Origin of the sequence: Clostridium sediminicola, from assembly GCF_050402865.1 — a bacterium.
GTDB lineage: Bacteria > Bacillota > Clostridia > Clostridiales > Clostridiaceae > Clostridium_AF > Clostridium_AF sediminicola.
Genome location: NZ_BAABMF010000037.1, coordinates 1 through 22,088, shown reverse-complemented (window position 1 = coordinate 22,088; position 22,088 = coordinate 1). Strand labels below are relative to the sequence as shown.

Annotated in this window: 22 protein-coding genes and 1 riboswitch; of the genes, 4 read left to right on the top strand and 18 right to left on the bottom strand. The window is 28.1% G+C overall.

Going from position 1 to position 22,088, the window contains the following annotated elements; genetic code table 11:
* Positions 1 to 730 (bottom strand): sodium:solute symporter family transporter (locus ACQ3F0_RS25860; RefSeq protein ID WP_428868709.1); only part of this gene is annotated, 730 nt, incomplete at its 3' end.
* 624 nt (positions 731 to 1,354) lie between these two features.
* Between ACQ3F0_RS25860 and ACQ3F0_RS25855 the strand changes: the two genes are divergently transcribed.
* The 3 genes from ACQ3F0_RS25855 (at position 1,355) to fba (ending at position 3,479) form a co-directional block, all read left to right on the top strand.
* Positions 1,355 to 2,044 carry a DUF421 domain-containing protein gene (locus ACQ3F0_RS25855; protein WP_428868708.1) on the top strand — a complete coding sequence of 230 codons (690 nt, stop codon included), beginning with the start codon at positions 1,355 to 1,357 and terminating at the stop codon, positions 2,042 to 2,044.
* A complete protein-coding gene (locus ACQ3F0_RS25850; RefSeq protein ID WP_428868707.1) occupies positions 2,044 to 2,424 on the top strand; it encodes a DUF4363 family protein in 381 nt (126 codons plus the stop codon). Before ACQ3F0_RS25855 ends, ACQ3F0_RS25850 begins: the two co-directional genes overlap by 1 nt.
* A 128-nt stretch (positions 2,425 to 2,552) precedes the next feature.
* A complete protein-coding gene (gene fba, locus ACQ3F0_RS25845; protein WP_428868706.1) occupies positions 2,553 to 3,479 on the top strand; it encodes a class II fructose-1,6-bisphosphate aldolase in 927 nt (308 codons plus the stop codon).
* Positions 3,480 to 3,827: 348 nt separating this feature from the next.
* Here the strand turns inward: fba and ACQ3F0_RS25840 are convergent, their stop codons facing one another.
* On the bottom strand, positions 3,828 to 4,862 hold the full coding sequence (locus ACQ3F0_RS25840) for a nucleoid-associated protein (RefSeq protein ID WP_428868705.1): 1,035 nt from the start codon (positions 4,860 to 4,862) through the stop codon (positions 3,828 to 3,830).
* A gap of 96 nt (positions 4,863 to 4,958) precedes the next feature.
* Positions 4,959 to 5,456: a DUF6106 family protein gene (locus ACQ3F0_RS25835; protein WP_428868704.1), complete on the bottom strand. Its 498-nt coding sequence runs from the start codon at positions 5,454 to 5,456 to the stop codon at positions 4,959 to 4,961.
* Between the two features lie 242 nt (positions 5,457 to 5,698).
* On the opposite strand from ACQ3F0_RS25835, the gene ACQ3F0_RS25830 reads away from it, so the two are divergent.
* Positions 5,699 to 6,229 carry a class IV adenylate cyclase gene (locus tag ACQ3F0_RS25830; RefSeq protein ID WP_428868703.1) on the top strand — a complete coding sequence of 177 codons (531 nt, stop codon included), beginning with the start codon at positions 5,699 to 5,701 and terminating at the stop codon, positions 6,227 to 6,229.
* Positions 6,230 to 6,422: 193 nt separating this feature from the next.
* Here ACQ3F0_RS25830 and ACQ3F0_RS25825 read toward each other — a convergent pair whose 3' ends face one another.
* The 15 genes from ACQ3F0_RS25825 to ACQ3F0_RS25755 form a co-directional block, all read right to left on the bottom strand.
* On the bottom strand, positions 6,423 to 6,950 hold the full coding sequence (locus ACQ3F0_RS25825) for a cob(I)yrinic acid a,c-diamide adenosyltransferase (protein WP_428868702.1): 528 nt from the start codon (positions 6,948 to 6,950) through the stop codon (positions 6,423 to 6,425).
* Positions 6,951 to 7,223: 273 nt separating this feature from the next.
* On the bottom strand, positions 7,224 to 8,273 hold the full coding sequence (locus ACQ3F0_RS25820) for a pyridoxal phosphate-dependent aminotransferase (RefSeq protein ID WP_428868701.1): 1,050 nt from the start codon (positions 8,271 to 8,273) through the stop codon (positions 7,224 to 7,226).
* A 15-nt stretch (positions 8,274 to 8,288) separates the two neighbouring features.
* Positions 8,289 to 9,230, bottom strand: a complete 942-nt coding sequence (cbiB, locus tag ACQ3F0_RS25815; protein WP_428868700.1) for an adenosylcobinamide-phosphate synthase CbiB — start codon at positions 9,228 to 9,230, stop codon at positions 8,289 to 8,291.
* A 44-nt stretch (positions 9,231 to 9,274) separates the two neighbouring features.
* A complete protein-coding gene (locus tag ACQ3F0_RS25810; protein WP_428868699.1) occupies positions 9,275 to 10,786 on the bottom strand; it encodes a cobyric acid synthase in 1,512 nt (503 codons plus the stop codon).
* A 112-nt stretch (positions 10,787 to 10,898) separates the two neighbouring features.
* Positions 10,899 to 11,072, bottom strand: a riboswitch (cobalamin riboswitch).
* Positions 11,073 to 11,159: 87 nt separating this feature from the next.
* Positions 11,160 to 11,912, bottom strand: a complete 753-nt coding sequence (cobS, locus tag ACQ3F0_RS25805; protein ID WP_428868698.1) for an adenosylcobinamide-GDP ribazoletransferase — start codon at positions 11,910 to 11,912, stop codon at positions 11,160 to 11,162.
* Positions 11,913 to 11,925: 13 nt separating this feature from the next.
* Complete coding sequence (locus tag ACQ3F0_RS25800) at positions 11,926 to 12,609, bottom strand: DUF2238 domain-containing protein (protein ID WP_428868697.1); 684 nt, start codon at positions 12,607 to 12,609, stop codon at positions 11,926 to 11,928.
* A gap of 221 nt (positions 12,610 to 12,830) precedes the next feature.
* Complete coding sequence (locus ACQ3F0_RS25795) at positions 12,831 to 13,766, bottom strand: transketolase family protein (RefSeq protein ID WP_428868696.1); 936 nt, start codon at positions 13,764 to 13,766, stop codon at positions 12,831 to 12,833.
* Positions 13,759 to 14,595: a transketolase gene (locus ACQ3F0_RS25790; protein ID WP_428868695.1), complete on the bottom strand. Its 837-nt coding sequence runs from the start codon at positions 14,593 to 14,595 to the stop codon at positions 13,759 to 13,761. Before ACQ3F0_RS25790 ends, ACQ3F0_RS25795 begins: the two co-directional genes overlap by 8 nt.
* Before the next feature lie 58 nt (positions 14,596 to 14,653).
* The gene (gene ulaA, locus ACQ3F0_RS25785) at positions 14,654 to 15,916 is read right to left on the bottom strand and encodes a PTS ascorbate transporter subunit IIC (protein ID WP_428868694.1); all 1,263 of its coding nucleotides are present in this window, start codon (positions 15,914 to 15,916) and stop codon (positions 14,654 to 14,656) included.
* A gap of 68 nt (positions 15,917 to 15,984) precedes the next feature.
* Complete coding sequence (locus ACQ3F0_RS25780) at positions 15,985 to 16,446, bottom strand: PTS sugar transporter subunit IIA (RefSeq protein WP_428868693.1); 462 nt, start codon at positions 16,444 to 16,446, stop codon at positions 15,985 to 15,987.
* A 297-nt stretch (positions 16,447 to 16,743) separates the two neighbouring features.
* Positions 16,744 to 17,025 carry a PTS sugar transporter subunit IIB gene (locus tag ACQ3F0_RS25775; RefSeq protein ID WP_428868692.1) on the bottom strand — a complete coding sequence of 94 codons (282 nt, stop codon included), beginning with the start codon at positions 17,023 to 17,025 and terminating at the stop codon, positions 16,744 to 16,746.
* Between the two features lie 109 nt (positions 17,026 to 17,134).
* Positions 17,135 to 19,282: a BglG family transcription antiterminator gene (locus tag ACQ3F0_RS25770; RefSeq protein WP_428868691.1), complete on the bottom strand. Its 2,148-nt coding sequence runs from the start codon at positions 19,280 to 19,282 to the stop codon at positions 17,135 to 17,137.
* Between the two features lie 164 nt (positions 19,283 to 19,446).
* Entirely contained in the window at positions 19,447 to 20,010 is a 564-nt protein-coding gene (gene cobU, locus ACQ3F0_RS25765) for a bifunctional adenosylcobinamide kinase/adenosylcobinamide-phosphate guanylyltransferase (protein ID WP_428868690.1), read from the bottom strand.
* Positions 20,011 to 20,317: 307 nt separating this feature from the next.
* Complete coding sequence (gene cobC / locus ACQ3F0_RS25760; RefSeq protein ID WP_428868689.1) at positions 20,318 to 20,902, bottom strand: alpha-ribazole phosphatase; 585 nt, start codon at positions 20,900 to 20,902, stop codon at positions 20,318 to 20,320.
* Positions 20,903 to 20,948: 46 nt separating this feature from the next.
* Positions 20,949 to 21,752, bottom strand: coding sequence for an HAD family hydrolase (locus tag ACQ3F0_RS25755; RefSeq protein WP_428868688.1), 804 nt, complete (start codon positions 21,750 to 21,752; stop codon positions 20,949 to 20,951).
* Between the last annotated feature and the right edge of the window lie 336 nt (positions 21,753 to 22,088).

The window sequence follows — 22,088 nt, the reverse complement described above, 5'->3', positions numbered from 1 at the left end:
CCCACATAACTGTACCACCAATAAGTGATGCCCAGAATGCATTTGTAACAGTTAAATTGAAGTTGAAATCAAAAACATCAAATTTACCAGCCGCTTTAGCTTGTCCAAGAGTTTCAAATAGTCCCATATCTAATTTATTTAATGCCATAACAACTACTAAAATCATTCCACCCCAAACAATAACTGTTTGAACTACATCTGTCCAGATAACTGCTTTTATACCACCCGCAATTGTGTAGATTATAGCTGCTGTTACAATCAATGGTACAATAACTTGTAAAGACCATCCAGTAATAGTTTGTAAAATAAGTGCAGGAATAAATACCATTGAACTTACTTGAATAAGTGAGTTAATAAAGAATTGTAATACTGTTAATAATCTACTTACAGGTCCTAAACGATATTCCATATATTGATATACTGATGTTACTTTTAATTGATAAATTACAGGGGTACTAGCAAAGAATGCAAAGAATATTGCAAGTGGTACTGTAATATTAACCATAAACGGTGCTAAACCTGAGCCATATGCCCAACCTGGAGCTCCTATAAAGCTGTTAGCACTAATCATAGTTGCAGATACAGATAATGCGATTGGTAACCATGGCATTGATCTACCAGCTAAGAAATAGTCCTCTTGTGTCTCATTGTCTTTACCAACAAAATACCCAACAACAAGCATACCTAAGATATACACTACAATAATGACACTATCAATTGTTGAAATCATTTTTGAATCTCTCCTTTTCTTTTTTTATTTATGAATAAAGTTAAATTATAATATAATTTTTATATTTAACTTTTTTCTCAATTTATAAAGTAAGTTCATTTAACTTTGTTACTATACAGCTTATGACTAGGTAGTCATTTATTGATAAACAAAATATTTATTAGATTACTTATATATTCATTAAAACTCAAATAACTTTTCTTACCTAAATGTTAATATTTAATTAATGATTTGTTAATAATTTATTAACATTTATTTTATACTAATCTCCTACTTTTGTCAATTTGCAATCTAGATAAATTCATTTTTTTGATTAATATTTATTATGTAGTAATATTTCTTTTAATGACTAGCTAGTCATTTTCTTAAAAAACCTTGAATACTTTATTCATAATGCATAGTATTTTTCTTAACACAAGTATACCTCATTTTTAATTATCTGTAAAGGTTTTCTCTATTTTTTTTAAAAAATTTATAAAATATAATCTAAAATGAGAGAAAACAGCCATAATATGAAGTAAATACTTTCTTTAGAGTATAGAAATATTTTTTTCGAAAAAACTAATATTTTTTACAGATATGATAAAAATATTAAAGAAATAAAAATCAAAAGGTTGTGTTTTTATGTTTACTGTAATGCTAAGAACAATAATACTATATTCTATAGTTGTTTTATCTATGCGCTTAATGGGAAAAAGACAAATAGGTCAACTTCAACCTTTCGAGCTTGCCATAGCTATAATGATATCTGATTTAGCTTCTTTACCAATGCAAGATTTAAAAATCCCATTAATTTATGGAGTAATACCTATAATAACATTATTATTACTTCAAACTTTAATAACTATTATTCAGTTAAAAAGTGAATTTATTAGAACAATTATAAGTGGATGCCCAAGTTTAATTATCCGACATGGAGAAGTTGATATAAAAGAATTAAAAAAACAGAGATTGACTTTCAACGATCTTATGGAAGAATTAAGACTCAAAGGATTTTATAACATATCTGACATTGAATATGCAATATTTGAAACTAGTGGTCAATTATCTATAATACCCAAAACTTATTTAACCTCTGTGACTAGAGATGATATGAAAATTCAAGTAGTTCAAGAACAACTCCCTATTACATTAGTGTTAGACGGTAAAATAAATTATTCTAATTTAAAATTAATTAATAAAGATGTTGAATGGCTTAATTCAAAATTTATGGAAAACAATATAAATGATTTACAGAGTATTTTCATTGCCATACTTGATTCAAAAAATAAGTTCTTCTACCAAATCAAAAAAGACATTAACGGAGGATATTAATGAAAAATACTATAGTTTCGTTAACAATTTTTTTTTTACTATTCATATCGTGTATAATTTCTCATAATATTTTGATAAATAAATTAGACGATTTAAACAAGACAATTATAGCTATTGAAAATCATATTAATAATAATCGTTGGGATACAGCTGATGATTTAATAAATAGAACTATTGAAGAATTTAAAACAGATTCTCCTTTCATTTCTTTTATTGTAAGCAATGAAATAGTTGAAAATATTGAAGATTCACTGGAATACATATCTTTTTATATAAGCGAGAAAGATAAGTTTAGTTCACTATTTTTTTCTAATAAATCGAAAATGAATATCAACAGTGTTATTGAAAGTCAAAAAATTAATCTAAAAAATATTTTTTGATTAATTTCTAAGTATATTTTATAATTTATATATGGAAATTAACTTCTACCTACGTTATAATAGATATGGAGAAAACCGTCCCACTGGGACATCAATTAACCAACTAAATTTTGGAAGGTGGAATTATTATGGCATTAGTTACTACAAAGGAAATGTTTAAAAAAGCATATGAAGGTAAATATGCAATCGGTGCATTTAACATTAACAACATGGAAATATTACAAGGTATCGTTAGAGGTGCAAAAGCTAAAAACTCACCTGTTATAGTTCAAGTTTCTAAAGGTGCAATGAACTATGCTGGACCTAAATATTTAAAAGCAATGGTTGAAGCCGCTTCAGAAGAAACAGGCATTGATATAGCTCTTCACTTAGACCATGGTCCTGATTTAGAAACTATTAAAATTGCAATAGATGCTGGTTTCACATCAGTTATGTTTGATGGTTCTCACTTTGACTATGAAGAGAATGTTGCTAAAACTAAAGAAGTTGTAGAATATGCTCATGCTCGTGGAGTTGTAGTTGAAGCTGAACTTGGAGTTTTAGCTGGAGTTGAAGATGAAGTTTCTAGTGACGTTCATGTATACACTGAGCCAAATCAAGCAGTTGACTTTGTCAACAGAACTGGTGTTGATTCATTAGCAATTGCTATCGGAACTAGTCATGGTGCTTTCAAATTTGAAGGTGAAGCTAAATTAAGATTTGATATATTAGAAGAAATCCAAGCTAAATTACCTGGTTACCCAATAGTACTTCATGGAGCATCTTCAGTTGATCCAGTAGCTGTTGCTACTTGTAACGAATTTGGTGGAAATATTCCTTCAAAAGCTAAAGGTGTACCTGCTGATATGCTTAGAAAATCAACTCAAATGGCTGTATGTAAAATAAATATGGATACTGATATCAGATTATCTATGACAGCTGCTGTTAGAAAAGTATTTGGTGAAAAACCTGCTGAGTTTGACCCAAGAAAATACTTAGGTCCTGCTAGAGATTCAATTCAAGCTTTAGTTGAAGCTAAAATTCAAGATGTTTTAGGATCTGCTAATACATTATAATACAAAAAGCTGTTGGATTTCCAACAGCTTTTTATTCTTGTATAGGAATTTATAAATGATTTTTGTTAATTGACACATATCAAATGCAGTTATATCAATGAATGACGATGTTTTATTAAATTTTTACATGAATTTATAAATTCCATCCTTTAGTGGTTAAAAGAAGCATATATAGCGTAAAAGTCATCGTAACAAGCTTTAGAAATTCTTATTTATTTTCGTAATATATGCGTTAAGAAAAATTCTTGTTTGAGTGTTAGCGAGTTAGAATTTTTTAGGAGATATTTAAGAAAATAAATTAGAATTTCTTAGTGAAGTGAAGCGACTTTCTAGCTATATATGCTTCTTTTATTTTTCTAAGTAATGGCTAACATGTTTAATTATCATATTTATCGTTCCATCTCCATTTCTTATGATTTCAAATCTCGAATTATCATCATAAGCTTCTTCATTGATATAAATATCGATATCTTTGTCAATTTTTAACCTTACTCTTTTTAGTTTTTTATCTATCCATTGTTTGTCGAGCTGTATATTATCCGAAACTCCTTGTTCTTTAACAAAATTAACAAAACTTTCTTGAGCTTCTTTATCTTCTTTAAGTATTTCCTGAGAAATTTGATTTATATCAATATTATCCGCTTTCTTAATATGTTTCTTCAATTCACTACGTACTTGTTCTTGCACATCAGCCTTTTCTTTTAAACTAGTTCGAGTCCACTTTTCAGCAGCATTTATAAAAGTTTTCGTAATATCCCTTTCATTGTCTACAATATTACAACCAAGAAAATTACTTATAAAATAATTTGAACCATAATCATCTTTATCTTTTTTATTAACTTTATCAATAACCATTAAATCAAAGTTATTCTCCGGTTTTAACAATTTAATAAAGGCGCATTTTTGCAGTCTTTGACCTGAAGATGGTAAGCCTGTATACTGAGTTACTATATTGATTCCTATTTTATCTTCCACAAAATCTATAGAATGCATATAATTTTTTATATAATCCATTTTTAATATGCACAGCATAGGTCCATATTCAGTACTTATAGATACCACCATTAAATCACAAGAAGGTATATTTCCTTTAGATCTCATAATAACAAAAAGTTGTCTTGCGACTTCTTTAGAAACTTCCATAATGTTATTTACTCCATTTAGATACTCTTGGGATAAATCTTTAATAATATTTCTGTCTTCTTTAAAAACAGCATATCTAAGCTCTTCATCTTTAAAACATTTTTTTATATGTTTATCAAGGTAATTATACAATTCTTCATTCAATTCAATCTTATATTCATTCAAAACTGGCTCATCAGAATTATTGTCTAAAATATGGACAACTGCTTCATTTATAGTTAAGTCTGTAATATATTCCATATTCACCACTCCTATTCATATCTTAAGTTTTCGTTGTTATTTTTCATTTCGATAATTGCGTAAAGAAATCCAATTACATGTAATTGGATTTGAACATTAACTATCTTTTTTTACAGCTCTTGGATTTAATTTAAAACATAAATTTAAAAATTTTTCATTTGGAGCAAATCTAATCATTACTCTCTCATTTCCTCCAGTAAGCATGGCAACATATATCTTACCTTCATAAGAACTTGGTAAAAATGTCATTACCTTTGATGGTTTATTTGAAAAATCTTTAGCATAGAAACTAGTTTCATTTGCCAAAAGTTCAACATCCTTTATTTTAAAGGTTAATACCCTTACTCTCTTTTTCATTTCAAGAATTTGATCAATATCAATTTCACCATTTGTGAAGTCATATTCATATTCTACGTATAACTTCTTTTTCAAAAAAAATATTGCACCTGCTAATCCTATTAAGAGTATACCAATTATTACATTAGCAGAAAAAATGATAACTCCAAACACAGCAAATACATACATCATTACATTAGCCACTTTATATAAAGTAGTCTTTTTAGTAACTAATAATTGCTCATAAAATTGATCCATCGCTATTCCCCCTGTTGCATTATATTCAATTAACTAATAAAATTAAAGATAAAGAACTTCAACAAAATTTTTCAACTAGTAAAAAGTATTCTCATTAATTTACCAATTGTATAAATTGAGTTGAACTAACTTTTATTATAATTATATCACAAATATAATTTCATTGAAATTTTTTGCTGTATTACTGTAACAATTCACAAAAATATTTGTACTTGATATCTTTTAAAGGGAGGTTTTTACATATGAAAGAACTAGAAACTCGTATTATTAATATAAATCCTGACTTAATCAGAAAGAAAATGCAAGAAATAAAAGCTGAAAAAGTAAAATCCGAAAATCAAATCAATAAAATTTTTGATTTTCCTAACAAAAAATTATTTTCAAATAAAGGGTATGCAAGAATAAGAATAATAGAAGATTTACTTCAAAATAGAAGCTTATATTATATGACAACAAAAAAATTACTTAGCCAAGAAAAATATAAAATAATGGAAGAGCATGAAATTCTAATTGATAGTGCCGATGAAGGCGAAAAAATATTTCAATCCTTAGGCTTAGAGATGTATGAATCAATCAGTAAATATAGAGAAAGTTATCAATATAAAAACACACTTATAGAAATTGATATTAATGATATAAACTTTTATCCATATCCATATATTGAAATTGAAAGTAAAGATGAAGAAGAAGCTCAAGAAGTAATAGAACTTTTAGGATATTCAATGGATGATACAACATCTAAAACAATTTATGAACTAAAAGCAGAACTTTAATTTTAAAATTCCATCCTTCAGTAATCTGAAAAAGCATATATATCGTAAAAGTCATCGTAACAAGCTTTAGAAATTCTTATTTATTTTCCGGAAGAGATTTTTAGTTGAACAAAAACCTGCTCCTTTAAGATAATAAATTAGAATTTCTTAGCGAAGTGTAGCGACTTTCTAGATATATATGCCTTTTTCTATCTTATTTTTCTATCCCAACTCTTGCCTGTATTCCTTTTTTGTAGTAATGCTTTATTTCTTTCATTTCAGTAACTAAATCTGCTCTTTCAATAAGCTTTTCATTAGCATATCTTCCCGTCATAATAACTTCCACATGTTCAGCTTTTTTATCTAACATATCTATAACTTCTTCTACTGAAAATAGTTTATAGTAAATAGCAATGTTTATTTCATCCATCACAACAACATCATATTCTCCAGATGATAAAATTTCTTTAAGTTCCTTTAAAGCCTCCTTAGCTAATTCCATATCCTCATCTGTAGGATTATTAAATATAAATCCATCTCTTCCATATTGCTTCATTTTAAAATTTGGAAGTATATCCGGAGACTTTAATTCGCTATAATCCATACCTTTAACGAATTGACCAAAATAAACTTTTTTTCCTGCACAAACTGCTCTTAATGAAAGCCCTAGCGAGCACGTTGTCTTTCCTTTTCCATTTCCTGTATATATTTGAACATAGCCCTTATCTTTGTTTGTACTCAATTAAAACACCCCCCTATTTATTACATCATAATTGAAATAAAAGACGAACTAAAACAGTGACAAGTGATAAGTTAAGGTTGATTTTCTTGCAGAAAATCTTTAACTAAGCCTTTATCATCTTCGATGATGGGATAATGTACTTTTGCTATCGCAAAAGGATTCTTTTTATATTTTGTTTAATTAAAAGCTTTCGTTTACGGAAGGTATCCACAACTTGTCACTTATCACTTGTAACTTGTCACTATAAATTGCGAACTTGTTCGCAATTTATACTTATTCAGTATCAATCTCTTTAAGACTTCTTAACAATATATCATTTAATTTCCTATCCTTTATAGCTATTCGGATATATTTATTACTTAGACCAATATAATCATCACATCTTCTAATTAAAATATCTTTTTCAGAAAGTCTATTGTAAAGTTCATTACAATCTAAATTATTTAATTTACAAAGAATATAATTTCCATTTGTATCATAAACATTTTCAAACACATTTAACTTTCTCAATTTACATAAAAAATATTCTTTTTCTTCTTTTAACCATGAGTTTGACTTTTGTATATACTCTTCATCAAACAAAACATGTTTTACTGCACTTTCTGCAAAACAATTTATATTCCATGGTAACTGTTTATTTTGGATTTTTTCATATAAAAGTTTATCTTTTGTCATAGCATAGCCAAACCTTATTCCTGGTAAAGCAAAAAATTTCGTCAATGCTCTTATGATAATTAAACAGTTGAATTTATCCAATTCATCTTCCAACGAGAATTCATTAATTCCTGCGAATTCAATAAATGCTTCATCAATAATAATTTTTTTGTTATGTCTTTCACAGTATTCCATTATGGGCTGTAGTTTTTCCGATTCAATACAGCCTCCATTTGGATTATTAGGATTAGCAATAATAAGCGCATCATTACTTTCTAATTTTTCTAAAATATCTTCATAATTTATTGTAAAATCATCATTCAAATAACTATAGTTAACTTCACTACCCCATTTAACAGCACTTTCTTCATATTCTATAAAGGAAGGAACAACTAATACTACTTTTTTGAATAATGCTATAGATAAATCAAGCAATTCCGCAGCTCCATTGCCAAGTAAAAAATGAACTTTATCCTTACCTGTATATTCTTTTAAATATTCAATTGTCTTTCTATAATGAATATCAGGATATTTATTTAAGTTACTTAAAGCTTCATCAATGTTCCTAGTAAAACTTTTTGGAACTCCTAATGGATTAATATTAGAACTAAAATCAATTAAATTCTTTCCCTTTAATATACCATGTGTATAAATATCTCCACCATGCATCTTCTAACCACCCTTTTATTTCAACATTGCTCTAAACAAAAAAGCAAAACCAATAAATAATATTTCCGAACAGTACATAAGTTTAATAGTTTCCATTATATGCTTAGCATTTAATGAATTGAACTCATCCCCTATAGTTGGCTTATAAACTTTTTCACCAAAATATGTATTTATTCCACCTAGTTGAATTCTTATTGCTCCCGCAGCAGCTCCTTCTGGATAAGCACAATTGGGACTTTTATGATTTTTTCTATCTCGTATCATTATTTTCATACTTTCAATTATATTTCCTTTAACTACAGGCGCTGATAAACTTATTAATATACCTGTAATTCTTGCTGGTATAAAGTTAAATACATCATCTATTTTAGCGGGAAAAAAACCTATATCCTTAAACTTTTCATTTTTATAACCTAACATAGAATCCATTGTATTTATAGCTTTATATAACATAGCTAGTGGGGCACCTCCTATAATTGCATAAAATAACGGTGCAATTATCCCATCAGCTGTATTTTCTGCAACTGTTTCTACATCCGCTCTTATAATTTCATTTTCCGTAAGTTCTTTAGTATCCCGACCAACAATATATGATAATTTCAATCTTGCATCTTCTAAATCGTTATCATTAAGAGCATAGGATACCTTTCCTGCTTCTTGATGCAAACATTTTGCAGCAATTGTTGTCCACAAAATCATTATATTTACTATATGAAATAAAACACTATTAAATTTTAATAAATTTAGTATAAGAAATGGAATAGCAAAGCTTATACCTGCAACCGTTATTACAATAGCTAATCCTAAAGTTTTTAATTCTTTATTGTTTTTTGCTAATTTCCTCGTTCTTTTTTCTAAATACCCTATAAATCTACCAATATAAATAATTGGATGAGGAAACCATCTAGGGTCACCAATTAACCAATCAAGTATTATAGCAATAGTTAAATCTATCATATTACTCTCCTATTATGTAGATAAACAACAGGTAAACTTAATGTTTATCTTTGTTTTTTCAAAACCATTTCGTAAATTTTCTCCATATCAAGACTTTCTCTTACTAAGTCTGCCAGCTTATCTATTTCTCTTTCCCTAATACTCTCATAAGTTATAGATTTCCTTGGCTCTAATCCTTTCTCAACTCTAATATTATTCAAAAATGTTTCTCTAAACGCAGAACTATCAAATACTCCATGAATATAAGTACCCATTATATTTCCTTTTTCATTTATTGCACCATCTTTAATATTTACTTTTTCACAGTTTTTTTCTTCAATATTAAATAAGTGCATAGTATTTTCACCATAGTAAGTATCTCCCATATGAATTTCATATCCATATACTCTCTTTTCATCATTCTCAATATTTAATGCTTTATTAAAATTATTTGAGAAAACCGCTTCCGTTCTTGTCATAACTTTTTCTTCTTGCATAACAGTACTAATATCCAGTAATTTCAATCCCTCTATTTCATCTAATTTTGTTTCAGTATGCATAGGATCTTTTATAATGTTTCCTAACATCTGATATCCACCGCAAATTCCTATAATTTTTCCACGCTTGCTGTATTCAATAATCTTATCTTCAATCCCAGCATTTCTAATACTTAATAAATCTTCTATGGTATTTTTACTTCCCGGAATGATTAAAACATCAGGGTTCTTAAATTCATCTACTCTTGTAATATATCTAACACTTACATCTTCTTCAATATTTAACGAATCAACGTCAGTGAAATTTGATATATGCGGTAGCTTAATAACTGCTATATCAATTGGTGCATTTTGTTCTTTATTAAATGTTACTGCACCATCTTCATCTTCTAATTGTAAATTAAAATATGGTACTACTCCAACGCAAGGAACTTTTATTACATCATATATCATATCAAGTCCTGGTTTTAGTATTTCCACATCTCCTCTAAACTTATTGATAATAGTTCCTTTAACTCTAGCTTTTTCATCTTCATTAAGCAATATCATTGTCCCCGCAAGAGATGCAAAAACTCCACCCTTATCTATGTCTCCAACTAATAAAACAGGAGCATCTACTAATTCTGCAAATCCCATATTTACAATATCATTGTCTCTTAAATTAATTTCTGCCGGACTTCCAGCACCCTCAATTACAACAATGTCAAATTCCTTTTCTAGCTCTTCGAATTGTTCTTTAAGCATATCTTTAAATATTGGTTTAAGGTTATGATATTCAACAGCAGTATAGTTTCCGTATACTTTTCCATTTACAATTACCTGAGAATTCTTATCTCCCGTTGGTTTTAACAAAATTGGATTCATATATGCTTGTGGTTCATGGCCAGCAGCATACGCTTGTAAAACCTGTGCTCTTCCCATCTCTTTTCCGTCAAGTGTTATATAAGAATTTAAAGACATATTCTGAGCTTTAAATGGAACTACCGAATATCCATCTTGTTTAAATATTCTGCAAAGCGCCGCAGTAAGTATGCTTTTCCCAACTGTAGATCCTGTTCCTTGAATCATTATTTTTGACATATTACTCCTCCCAAAACTATTATTATAATTCCAAAAAATAAAACAACACACTTCCAGAGTGTGTTTGTAAAAATCTCCAATTAAACAGAGAATCAACCTTCCCTCCGAAAGTTATTCCAAAAAACTCTTGGCAGGTCTCCTGGCTCTGATTTCTACCTTATCTTACCTTCCTGTTTTCACAGTGGTTACAAAGATTTGTCCATCATTACAGTAGCGGGGGCTGCTGTGGTATTTCACCACATTCCCTTTTCACCAACTAATTGGCACCAAAATTTTTTCTTATTCACATGTAAGTATAGTTTATTATAACTAATTTAATTTATCAAGGAATTATTTTTTGACATATACAGTTCTTTTGGTAATATTTTTAGCATTATAAAACTGCTACCCCTATTATCAAAACAAAAATCTCAATTATTTCATTGTTTGCACCTAAAAGGTCTCCAGTTAACCCTCCAATTTTGTACTCACAATATTTATTAAATACAAATGTTACTAATGCACTTATCAAAATTAAGCTAATTGCAACAATAATATTTAACAATAAACTACTAATTACTACTGTTATTATTAATGAGGTTAAAAGAATCGGTAGATTTATATTTCCTATAAAAATATTCCCTGTTCCATTTTCTTTTGCATTCTTTCCTAAATAAGCAATTAATACAATTGTAAATCGTGATATAACTGGCACTACAATAATAAAACATAAATTTCTATACTGAAGCAAATTTTCCATAGTTGTATATCTTAATAAAATATCAAAAATAATTGCTGCACAAGCAAAAGTTCCTATAGTACTATCTTTCATTATTTCAATAATCTTATCTTTACCACCTTTGAATGCATAAAATCCATCACATAAATCTCCTAATCCATCTAAATGTAAAGCACCTGTGACTATAACAGGAATCATTATTACCAATACTGCTAAAACATTAAATGATAAATAGTCAAATAATAATTTTGCAAAAATAAACTGAATTCCTCCTATTATCAATCCTATTATAGGAAAAAATATAGCACCTTTCCTAAAGTTCTCCTTTTCACATTGCAAATTTTTATTTATTGGTATTCTTGTGAAAAATTGAATGAATAAAAGAAAATTATTCAAAAATTGTTTCATTACTATCGTCTCCTTAAACACTTTTATCTATTTTATCTTCCTCTTCAAATATTTCCTTATTAATACTCAAAAAATTAGAAAATAATTTGTTAACAGTTTCAGAACTCTCGTGTTTTTCATATAAATACCCATAAAATGCAGCAACAAAAGCACCTAATGAATCAACTATCAAATCCCACATAGTATCTACTAGACCTGATTTTTGCATATTCAAAGCAAATACAGAATCCATTATAAATTCAAATATTTCCCATAAGGCACCAGTAGCTACTGCAAATGTAAAAGCAAAAACTGCAACAAAAAAAGGACTTAAATATACATCTACCTTATCTTCTTTATTTAAAATATATACCAACAAAACTCCAACAAAACCTAGGATTACCCCTGACATAGTATGAAGCATAACATCCCACCACCAATATTTCAAATAATAAGAGTTTAACTCCCCTAAATATTGAGCCGCAAATATAAATGCTAAAATAATTACTTGATGACTGGAAGGTAATTTTATATGATTCCTCTTTGCAATAATAAATGGTAAGAAAGTTAAAAATAAAGTAAATACTGCTATAAAAAAGTCAAGATAGTCTTTTCTTAAAAAACTTATAACTATCGATAATGCTAATAAAATCCTAAAAAAGTTTGCAAAAAAAATCTCAAACCTTGTATTCTTTATACGCTGTCTAATTTCACACACCTCCTTATCCTTAGTTTATTAATATGCGAAATATATATATTTTTACCTATAAAATCAAACATTTTAATTTATGATAAAATATAGTTACTAGTGTATTATTAATACCAATAATACACTAGTAACTATTAGAAAACAATATCGTCAATTAAAATTTCATAAAAAACAAAGGGATTTTCTAAACATTCTCCCTTTGCTTAATATTGGTTATTAACTGTTTATTATTATATCCTCATAATTTCTTTGGCTGTTTTCACAATATTCTCTACTGTAAGACCATATTTCTCATATAATTTATCTGGCATCCCAGACTCTCCAAAAGTATCATTAACAGCTATTGATTTTACTATACATGGGTGCTTCTCTGATACAACTTCACAAACTGCACTATATAATCCTCCATATTTAAAATGATCTTCTGCAGTTATTATTCCTGCTGTTTCTTCTGCACAGCTAATAATTGCATCTACATCAATGGGCTTTATACTAGAAATATTTATTACTCTTGTACTAATACCAAGTTCTTTTAATATTATTGAAGCATCATAAGCAAATTGCACCATAGAACCATGAGCTAAAATTGATATATCCTTACCCTCTACTATTTTATAAGACTTACCAATAAAATATACTTTCTTTTCATCAAATAGTTTCTTACACTCTTTCCTACCAACTCTTACATATACTGGCCCTTTATGTTCAATGGCAGCTATTATTGCTTTTCTTGTTTCTATCTCATCAGAAGGAGTTAAAACTATAAAATTAGGTAATTCACGCATTAACGCTATATCATCTAAACTTTGATGAATAGCTCCATCCATACCAATAGCTAAGCCTGGATGAGTAGAAATCACTTTAACATTTAAATTGGAATATGAAACTGATTGTCTTATTTGGTCATAACATCTTCCTGGAGCAAAACAAGCAAAAGTACTCATTATTGGAATATATCCACTTCTTGCAAGCCCAGCTGCAACACCAACCATATTTTGTTCACAAATACCAACATTCAAATACCTATCCTTAAATTTATCTCCAAATAATCCTACTTTAGTAGCAGCTGCAACATCAGCATTTAATACAAATATTTTTGAATTTTTCTCACCTAATTCCAATAGTGTTTCTCCATACATATCTCTTGGGGCCATGATTTTATCCATTTAGCTCCACCTCCTGTTTATCAAGCTCTTTTAGCGCAGAAATATACTCTTCTTCATTAACTTTTTTCGCATGCCATTCTACTTTATTTTCCATAAATGAAATCCCTTTACCTTTTACTGTATTTGAAATAATTACATTAGGTTTATCTTTATCAAATTTTTGAAATCCTTCATCAATATCATAAAAGTCGTTTCCATCAATAGTAATAACATTGTAACCAAAACTGTTAAATTTATCTTCTAATCTATCTAAACTCAAAACATTCATACAGTTATCATCTAACTGAAGATTATTCTTATCAACAATTATTATTAGATTATTTAAATTTAAATGTTTCTGAAGTAATATTGCTTCCCAATTTTGGCCTTCTTCCAATTCCCCATCACCGATCATGACATAAACTTTATTTTTCATATTCTGCTTTGTATATCCTAATGCTAATCCTAATCCAAAAGATATCCCTTGTCCCAAAGAACCAGAACTGCATTCTACACCTGGTACATCATCTATATGGCTATGTCCTTGCAATCGCGAGTTTATTTTTCTATAGGTCATCAATTCTTCTAAAGGGAAGTAACCTCTCCTAGCTAAAATACTATAATATCCTATGGATGCATGGCCCTTACTTAAAATAAAAATATCTCTATCCTCTTTTAATGGATTAGCAGGGTCAATATTCATCTTTTCATAATATAAATAAATCATCATTTCAAGAGCTGAAAAAGCACCTCCCAAGTGTCCTGATTTCACCTTTTTCTGTACCCTAATGCAATCTCTTCTAACATCAATACCTATTCTCTTTAATCTTAAAAGTTTATCATTATTCATATAATTTAAGCCTCCTCATAAATAAAAAATAGGACAGATGTTCTGCCCTATTTGAATGTTAATGTACAAACAATCTTAAAATATTACCTAAGATAATACCAACTACTCCAAAATCAGCATCACTAAAAGTAGTATTAGCAAATCCTAAGTTACCAAGTACAGGCATCAATAATACTGGTAGGAATGTTATAAGTAAACCTTGTGCAAAGGCTCCAAAGAAAGCACCTCTCTTACCACCAGTAGCATTACCAAATACTCCAGCAGTAGCACCACAGAAGAAATGAGGGACAACACCAGGTAAAATAATTGTTGCATTTAGTCCAATTAATATAAACATACCAACAATACCACCTAGAAAACTAGCCAAGAAACCTATAAGGACTGCATTAGGAGCAAATGGATATACAACTGGACAATCTAATGCAGGTTTTGCATTTGGTACTATTTTCATTGCTATTCCTGTGAATGCAGGTACTATTTCACCTAATATCAATCTAACACCAGCAAGTATTACATAAACTCCACCGGCAAATGTAATAGCTTGAATAATTGAGAATACAATGAAATTTTGACCACCACTAAGTTCAGATTCAACAAATGTTGGCCCAGCTGCAATAGCAACAATTATATATAAAATACCCATAGTTATACTTACAGCAACAGAACTGTCTCTTAAAAACCCTAATCCTTTAGGAAAATTAATTTCTTCAGTAGAAGCAGAACCTTTACCAACTAACTTTCCAACCCAAGCAGATAAAACATATCCAATAGTTCCAAAATGCCCAAAAGCCACTTCATCAGTACCAGTAATTTTTCTCATAGTTGGTTGAGCAATAGCTGGGAATATTGCCATTGTAAAACCTAATAATATTGAACCTATAATTATTAAAGGTACACCTTTAACTCCACCAGAAACTAATATTGCTGCTATCATACAAGCCATATAAAGAGTATGATGACCTGTTAAAAAGATATATTTCAACTTCGTAAACCTAGCTATTAAAATATTTGCAACCATACCAAAAGCCATAATCAATGCTGTAGGGGTACCATATGTCTCCAAAGCTAATGCAACAATTGCTTCATTGTGAGGTACAACTCCTTGTACATTAAACCCATGTTCAAACATAACCCCGAAATGAGTTAAAGCTGCAACTGCTATTCCAGCTCCACCACCTAAAACCAAGAAACCAAGAATAGTCTTAATTGTACCTTTCATTGTCTCAGCAGTACTTTTTTTCTGCGCTATTAAACCTATCATTGCAATAAGACCAACTAAAATTGCGGGAACACTCAGGATATCAAGTATAAGTTTAAGCATTAACAAACCTCCTTTAATATAATAAAATATATTTTTCAAATCAAAAAATCTAGTTGTTTGATTTGTAATTATGCACTATTAATATTTGAATGCCTTTTAATAATTTCTATGACTTCTTTTTTATTGTCAGAACTAAAAATGACATTCATATCTTTTATATCAGTAAATAGATCCATCAAATCTATCAAAGCTTGTAAATGGGTATCATTATCAGATGCTGCAAGAGTAACCACAAGCTTAACTGGATCATTTAATTCATTTCCGAATTTTATTGGTGTTTTTAGCGTAATCATCGACATTGCTAATTTTTTCACCCCTTTCTCTGGCCGTGCGTGAGAAAGAACTATCCTAGGTGCTATAACCATATATGGTCCTATTTCTTCAAAATTTTGAAATATAGCATCTATATATTTTTTATCAATAAATTCTTTTTCTAATAATGGCTTTGCTCCTTCCATTATTGCTTCTTTCCATGTAGAACATTCAATATTTAAATTTATAAATTCACCGGTTAACAATTTATCTAACATAAATTTCTCCTCTTAATTAAAATAAGTCATTTCTTGTTTCTCTCTATATTTTAATTTTATTATATTTTTCCTCACTTTATCACCTTACCTGTAAACCTTTTCTTTCTAAATGAATCGGAAATTTTGACCATAACAAATATTTTTTAAAACAGTGTTGCTATTAATTTAAAGTTCATAATTGAAATAAAATGCGAACTTGCTCGCAACTTATAATTATTGTGAAATTCACAAACTCAACAACAACTTAAACAAATGCAAATAAAAAAGCCACGGTCTCGTGGTTTTTTATTTTAATTATTATAATAAGTTTTTTTCTTTGAAAACTTTAGTTAGTTTCTCTTTTAATTCTTTTTTATCTATCATACTATTAAGAGTAAGCACTTCCCCTAAAGAAGTAAGTTGATCTGCAATATCTCTCGTTGCTACATATAAGTCTGCTTTATACCCCGCTGCTGAAGATAAATCCGTATGACTTACTTCAATGCCCTCAAGATCTAACTCTTTTAGTAATTTTTTAATGTTCATTTCCATCATAAAACTACTTCCCAATCCGCTACCGCAACAAACTAATATTTTCATATATAAATCCCCCTTCATTATTTTGGATATATTTAAATTTTTGAGATATCTATATTTTTCTAAAAATATACTACTCTAACATTAGATTTATGCATACTAACCTCTAAACTTAGTAATCTATCATTGAATATTTACTAATAATTTTTAGCACTTCTTCTTTTTTTGACGCATTAGTAATCTCTTTAATATCTTTATTATTTAAAAACAATTCCATTAACTGAGATAAAGCTCTTAAATGTTTTTCATTATCTACAGCTGCCAATGTAAATACAATTCTCACTGGATCATTTAATTCACTACCAAATGTAATAGGTCTTCTTAACGTAACTAGACTCATTCCAAGTTTTTTTACTCCTTCATCTGGTCTTGCATGAGATAAAACAATACCAGGAGCAACAACCATATAAGGCCCTATTTCTTTAAATTTTTTTAATATATTAATTTCAAAATCGTACTCAACAAATCCTTTATTTTGTAAAAGTTTTGTTCCCTCTCTAATTGCTTGTCTCCAATTTAAACAATGAGCATTTAGAAATATAAATTCTCTACTAAGCATATCTTTAAGATTTTTTTCTTCATTTTGTACTAGTAAATTAAAATTATTTTTTCTTTTTAATTCATACATGAATTCATTTTGAAGTTGATGAATATCATTGATATGACAATATTTTTCTACTACGTCAATCAATCTATTTACCATATTTAAATCTTCATACTTTTTATTATCTTCAAACTTTATATTAAGGTATTTTTTAATTTTTTCATAATCTGCTCTAAGTAATAAAGGACTAATTTTAATGTAATCCTTATTATCAAAATTTTCTAAGTCAACTGTGCTTATAATAAAATCATATTCTGATTTATCTATTCTTTTTACCGTTCTAATCGATACAATATCAATAATTTTTATTTGAAATTTTTTAGATAACTGCATAGCTAGCATATTTGCAGTTCCTATACCTGTTCCACATACTAGTATTACCCTAGAAATCTTACTGGCATTTTCTTTAATTTTTTCCAATGCAACACCAAAATGTAATGTAATATACGAAATTTCTTGTTCATCGATACTTGAATCAATATAATTCTCCAAATATCTTGTAACATGTTTAGTATTTAAAAATAGTTCGTAATATTTGCTTTTGATTTCTTCATATAATGGGTTATTTAATTTTAAATTAAATTTTATTCTATATATTGTTGGTCTCAAATGAAGAACCAAATTTTCTATTATTAATTGTTTGTATTCCCCAAAATCAACTTTATATATTTTGCCTATTTCATTTAACATCTTTTCTGTGATAGAATATAGTCCATCATTATCATATTCTATTTTTCTATTATTTATTTCACTTTTAATTACTTTTGCTCCAAGTAAATGAAGTGCAATATAATTAATTTCCTCATTTGGAACAACAATATTAAATTTTTTATTAATCTTATCAATTAATTCTTTTGCCACATCATATTCAAAACTATTTTCTATTTCACTCATTTCTAACATAGGTAAAAATATTTTCTTATTTAATTGTAATCTCTTTATCATCAAAGCTAAATGAGTAATTAGATTTCCATAAGCCATATCATTAAATTCTTTGAATAGTTTCATTTCAGCAATCCTAACTAAACTGTCTAAAAAATCCAAATCAATTTTTGAAAAAAGTAAGTTGAATTGTAAATTATTTGATTTTGATTTTACAACTTTTGTATTCACGTAATTTAAAATTTCGCCTGAAGAAACATACTCTTCTGTTATTTCAGATATAGCCATTCTTTTACAAAATTCATCACCTTCAACTAAAACACCTATTCTTGGCTTTTTTATTAGTTTTAACTTTCTAGTCTTTAGCCATAAACCTATATATTCCATTTCTTTTATCACTGTATTTTTTGAAATATATAAAGTTTTCATAAAATGTTCTATTTTAACTGGTTCACATTCTTCTAAAAGTTTTATTAATATATATTTTTTTCTTTCTTCTTTTGAGAAGTTGTAGCTATATGGAGTTTTTGAGTTTATAAATTTCTCTAAATATGTTTTAAGTATATCGTTTTTTTCAATCCTTACCCCTTTAAGATGTTGTCTTTGAATATAACCAAATCCGTTACTCAATAAGAATTTTTCTATTTTTTCAACATCATATCTTATTGTTCGATCTGATACATTAAATTTTTGTGATAATTTGTTGATTTTTACGTAATCGTTTTCATCGATTAGGCACTGAATTAATTCAATACACCTTTTATTAAGTTCCATTTACTCCAACCTCTTTAACTATATATGGTTTATATATGCTTTTACCACAAAAGAGCTTTAATAATCTTTTGTGGTTCACTCCTGTATATATATTTTATAATATATATATACTAAAATTGCAAAGTTAATATGAATTTATTTCCTTTACTTTCGGAAATATTGAACTATTTAACTTTCATTGGAATTCCACAAACAGTTAAATAAACTTCATCACTCAAGGTAGCTACATGTTTGTTTACTGCTCCAGCAATATCCCTAAATATTCTACTGAGTTTATATTCTGGTACTAATCCATACCCAACTTCATTTGTTACCATAACTAAAGTTTTATTGCATGTCTTAGCCTTAATTATTGTTTTCTCAACTTGTGCCTTTATCTCTTTTAAAATTATATCGACATCATCCATTGACATATTATCAAAATCTCTTTCTTCTTCAAATAATAAATTTGTCATCATTATTGTAATGCAATCTAATAAAATTGATTTTTTTTCTGTTTTTTCTATAACTATGTCTAAATCTTTAAAACCTTCATATGTATCCCAATTCTGATTCCTTCTAATTTGATGCTTTTCAATTCTATTTTTCATCTCATCATCTAGAGCTTTGGCTGTTGCTATATATAAAACATCATCTTTATCTTTTAATAACTCTTCAGCATATTCACTTTTACCACTTCTACATCCACCAGTTACTAATATTATTTTTCCCAAACTAACTACCTCCATTTCAATCCTCTATATTTATAAATTGCGAAAAAAAGAGTTTCGCAATTTATAGTTGACAGATGACGGTCTACAGTTGACAGTAAAGGATGGGATCGTTTGAAAATAACTTCTACTATATTTCTTACAAAAAAAGCTTGAAGATTGCATATTTTTATAAGGAAAGTAGAACTAATTTTTAAGTCAACCCATAGGTACTTTTGCTAACGCAAAAGGAAAGTAATTTGAATTAAAACCTTTCACTTTAGTAAAAGGTGTCCTTTACTGTTAACTGTAGGTTGTAAACTGTCAACTAGTCTGCATTTTATTTCTACGGGTTTCTTATCTCATCAATATACCAATTACCGTACTCATACTTGATAGTAGCCACAGAACCATTATGAGATGAAAATTTCCAAAAAGTATTAAGTTCTCCGTCCATAATGTATGCAAAAAAAGTTCTCATTACCCCGCTATGAGCTACAATCAATATATTCTCTAACTCTTCTTTTTCTAAATCAAGAATAAAGTTTTCAACTCTATTATACATTTCAATATAACTCTCTCCATTAGGTGGTCTAAATTCTTTCCAATTGTTGCTCCATTCTGTACATTCTTCCGGGTATTTATCTAATAATTGTTCATATGATTTTCCTTCAAAATCTCCAAAATTTAATTCATTAATTCTTTTATCCGCTATTAATTCTTTTTCTGATCCTGATATTATTATAGCTGACTCTTCCGTTCTCTTTCTTTCACTAATAAAAATTTTATCAAATTTTATATTTTTAAGATATTCAGCTGTTTTAATCATCTGGTCCTTACCTTTGTGATTTAAACTGACATCAATATTACCATAATAAACCTTATTATTATTCTCATTTGTTTCTCCATGTCTCACTAAAAATATATTCACATTTCCCCTCCTTATATAGGAAAAATGTGCAACTTAATGCACATCCCTAATATGCTTCATTATCTAATATTTTTTCTTGAATTACTCTTAAAACACCGTTTTCATTATTAGATTTTGCCATAAATTTTGCTACTTTTTTCAAATCATCTACAGCATTTTCCATTGCATAACTATGATGAGCTTTTTCAAACATTGGTAAATCATTATAATGATCTCCAAAAACCATTGTTTCTTCTGGTTTTATATTATATCTCTCCTGAATAAGACTTAGGGCTTTTCCTTTGCTAGTACCTTTCTTTATAACATCAACCCATTGTCTTCCTGAAACAACAATATCTAAATCTTCACCTATACACGATTTGAGTTTTTTTATAGTATTTTCTTTTATTCCATTATATTCAAAAACAGTTATTTTCAAGATTTTGGTTTTTATTTCATCTAGATTCTTTACAATAGAGAGATTAATATTATGACGATTCAATACTTTTGTTAAATTTTTAGATGGTTTTTCAGTATAAGCACAATTTTTTGCACAAAAAAACATGTCCATATTTTCTTTTCGACTAAGCTCTATTAATGATGTATAACTTTTAGAATCTATAAAACTCTCAAATATTACTTCATCTTTTTTATTATATTTTACAATAGCACCATTATGAGCAGCAACTATAATTTCATTATTTACTTTTTCAAAATTCTTTATTAACTGATTATAAAATCGTCCACTAGCAGCTACAAATTTAATATTCTTTTTATCTAAAATCTCAATTGTTTCAAATAACTTTTCATCAATTTCGCCTTTATCATTTATCAATGTTCCATCCATATCTGAGGCAATTAGTTTTATCATGTCGACCTCCTTAAAATACTTGACCAAAATGTTTAAGCAAGCAATAAATCATGTATTAAATTTGACCTTTATATTATAAATCCAAATTTAGTCATTTTTATCATAATAATATTATAACACAAATGTGATATGACTACTGTGTAACTTAATTAATATTTATTATAGTTAAACTTTAATATATTTAAAATAAAAACAAAGGAAATTACTCCTTGATATGATACTTCCAAGGTAGACACTGTAATTAATTAAATTACAAATCTACTTTGGAGGTGTTTTTTTATGGGAAGAAAACTTAAGTATAGTAAAGCATTAAAGATTAAAGCTTGTGAAGATTAT

Coding starts and splice junctions, on each gene's coding strand:
- ACQ3F0_RS25830 (WP_428868703.1), top strand. CDS start 5,699: ATGAAAGAACTAGAAACTCGTATTATTAATATAAATCCTGACTTAATC.
- ulaA (WP_428868694.1), bottom strand. CDS start 15,916: ATGCTTAAACTTATACTTGATATCCTGAGTGTTCCCGCAATTTTAGTT.
- ACQ3F0_RS25780 (WP_428868693.1), bottom strand. CDS start 16,446: ATGTTAGATAAATTGTTAACCGGTGAATTTATAAATTTAAATATTGAA.
- ACQ3F0_RS25795 (WP_428868696.1), bottom strand. CDS start 13,766: ATGGATAAAATCATGGCCCCAAGAGATATGTATGGAGAAACACTATTG.
- ACQ3F0_RS25790 (WP_428868695.1), bottom strand. CDS start 14,595: ATGAATAATGATAAACTTTTAAGATTAAAGAGAATAGGTATTGATGTT.
- ACQ3F0_RS25850 (WP_428868707.1), top strand. CDS start 2,044: ATGAAAAATACTATAGTTTCGTTAACAATTTTTTTTTTACTATTCATA.
- ACQ3F0_RS25770 (WP_428868691.1), bottom strand. CDS start 19,282: ATGGAACTTAATAAAAGGTGTATTGAATTAATTCAGTGCCTAATCGAT.
- ACQ3F0_RS25855 (WP_428868708.1), top strand. CDS start 1,355: ATGTTTACTGTAATGCTAAGAACAATAATACTATATTCTATAGTTGTT.
- cobS (WP_428868698.1), bottom strand. CDS start 11,912: ATGAAACAATTTTTGAATAATTTTCTTTTATTCATTCAATTTTTCACA.
- ACQ3F0_RS25840 (WP_428868705.1), bottom strand. CDS start 4,862: ATGGAATATATTACAGACTTAACTATAAATGAAGCAGTTGTCCATATT.
- cobU (WP_428868690.1), bottom strand. CDS start 20,010: ATGGAGGTAGTTAGTTTGGGAAAAATAATATTAGTAACTGGTGGATGT.
- cbiB (WP_428868700.1), bottom strand. CDS start 9,230: ATGATAGATTTAACTATTGCTATAATACTTGATTGGTTAATTGGTGAC.
- fba (WP_428868706.1), top strand. CDS start 2,553: ATGGCATTAGTTACTACAAAGGAAATGTTTAAAAAAGCATATGAAGGT.
- ACQ3F0_RS25810 (WP_428868699.1), bottom strand. CDS start 10,786: ATGTCAAAAATAATGATTCAAGGAACAGGATCTACAGTTGGGAAAAGC.
- ACQ3F0_RS25835 (WP_428868704.1), bottom strand. CDS start 5,456: ATGGATCAATTTTATGAGCAATTATTAGTTACTAAAAAGACTACTTTA.
- ACQ3F0_RS25820 (WP_428868701.1), bottom strand. CDS start 8,273: ATGCATGGTGGAGATATTTATACACATGGTATATTAAAGGGAAAGAAT.
- ACQ3F0_RS25775 (WP_428868692.1), bottom strand. CDS start 17,025: ATGAAAATATTAGTTTGTTGCGGTAGCGGATTGGGAAGTAGTTTTATG.
- ACQ3F0_RS25755 (WP_428868688.1), bottom strand. CDS start 21,752: ATGATAAAACTAATTGCCTCAGATATGGATGGAACATTGATAAATGAT.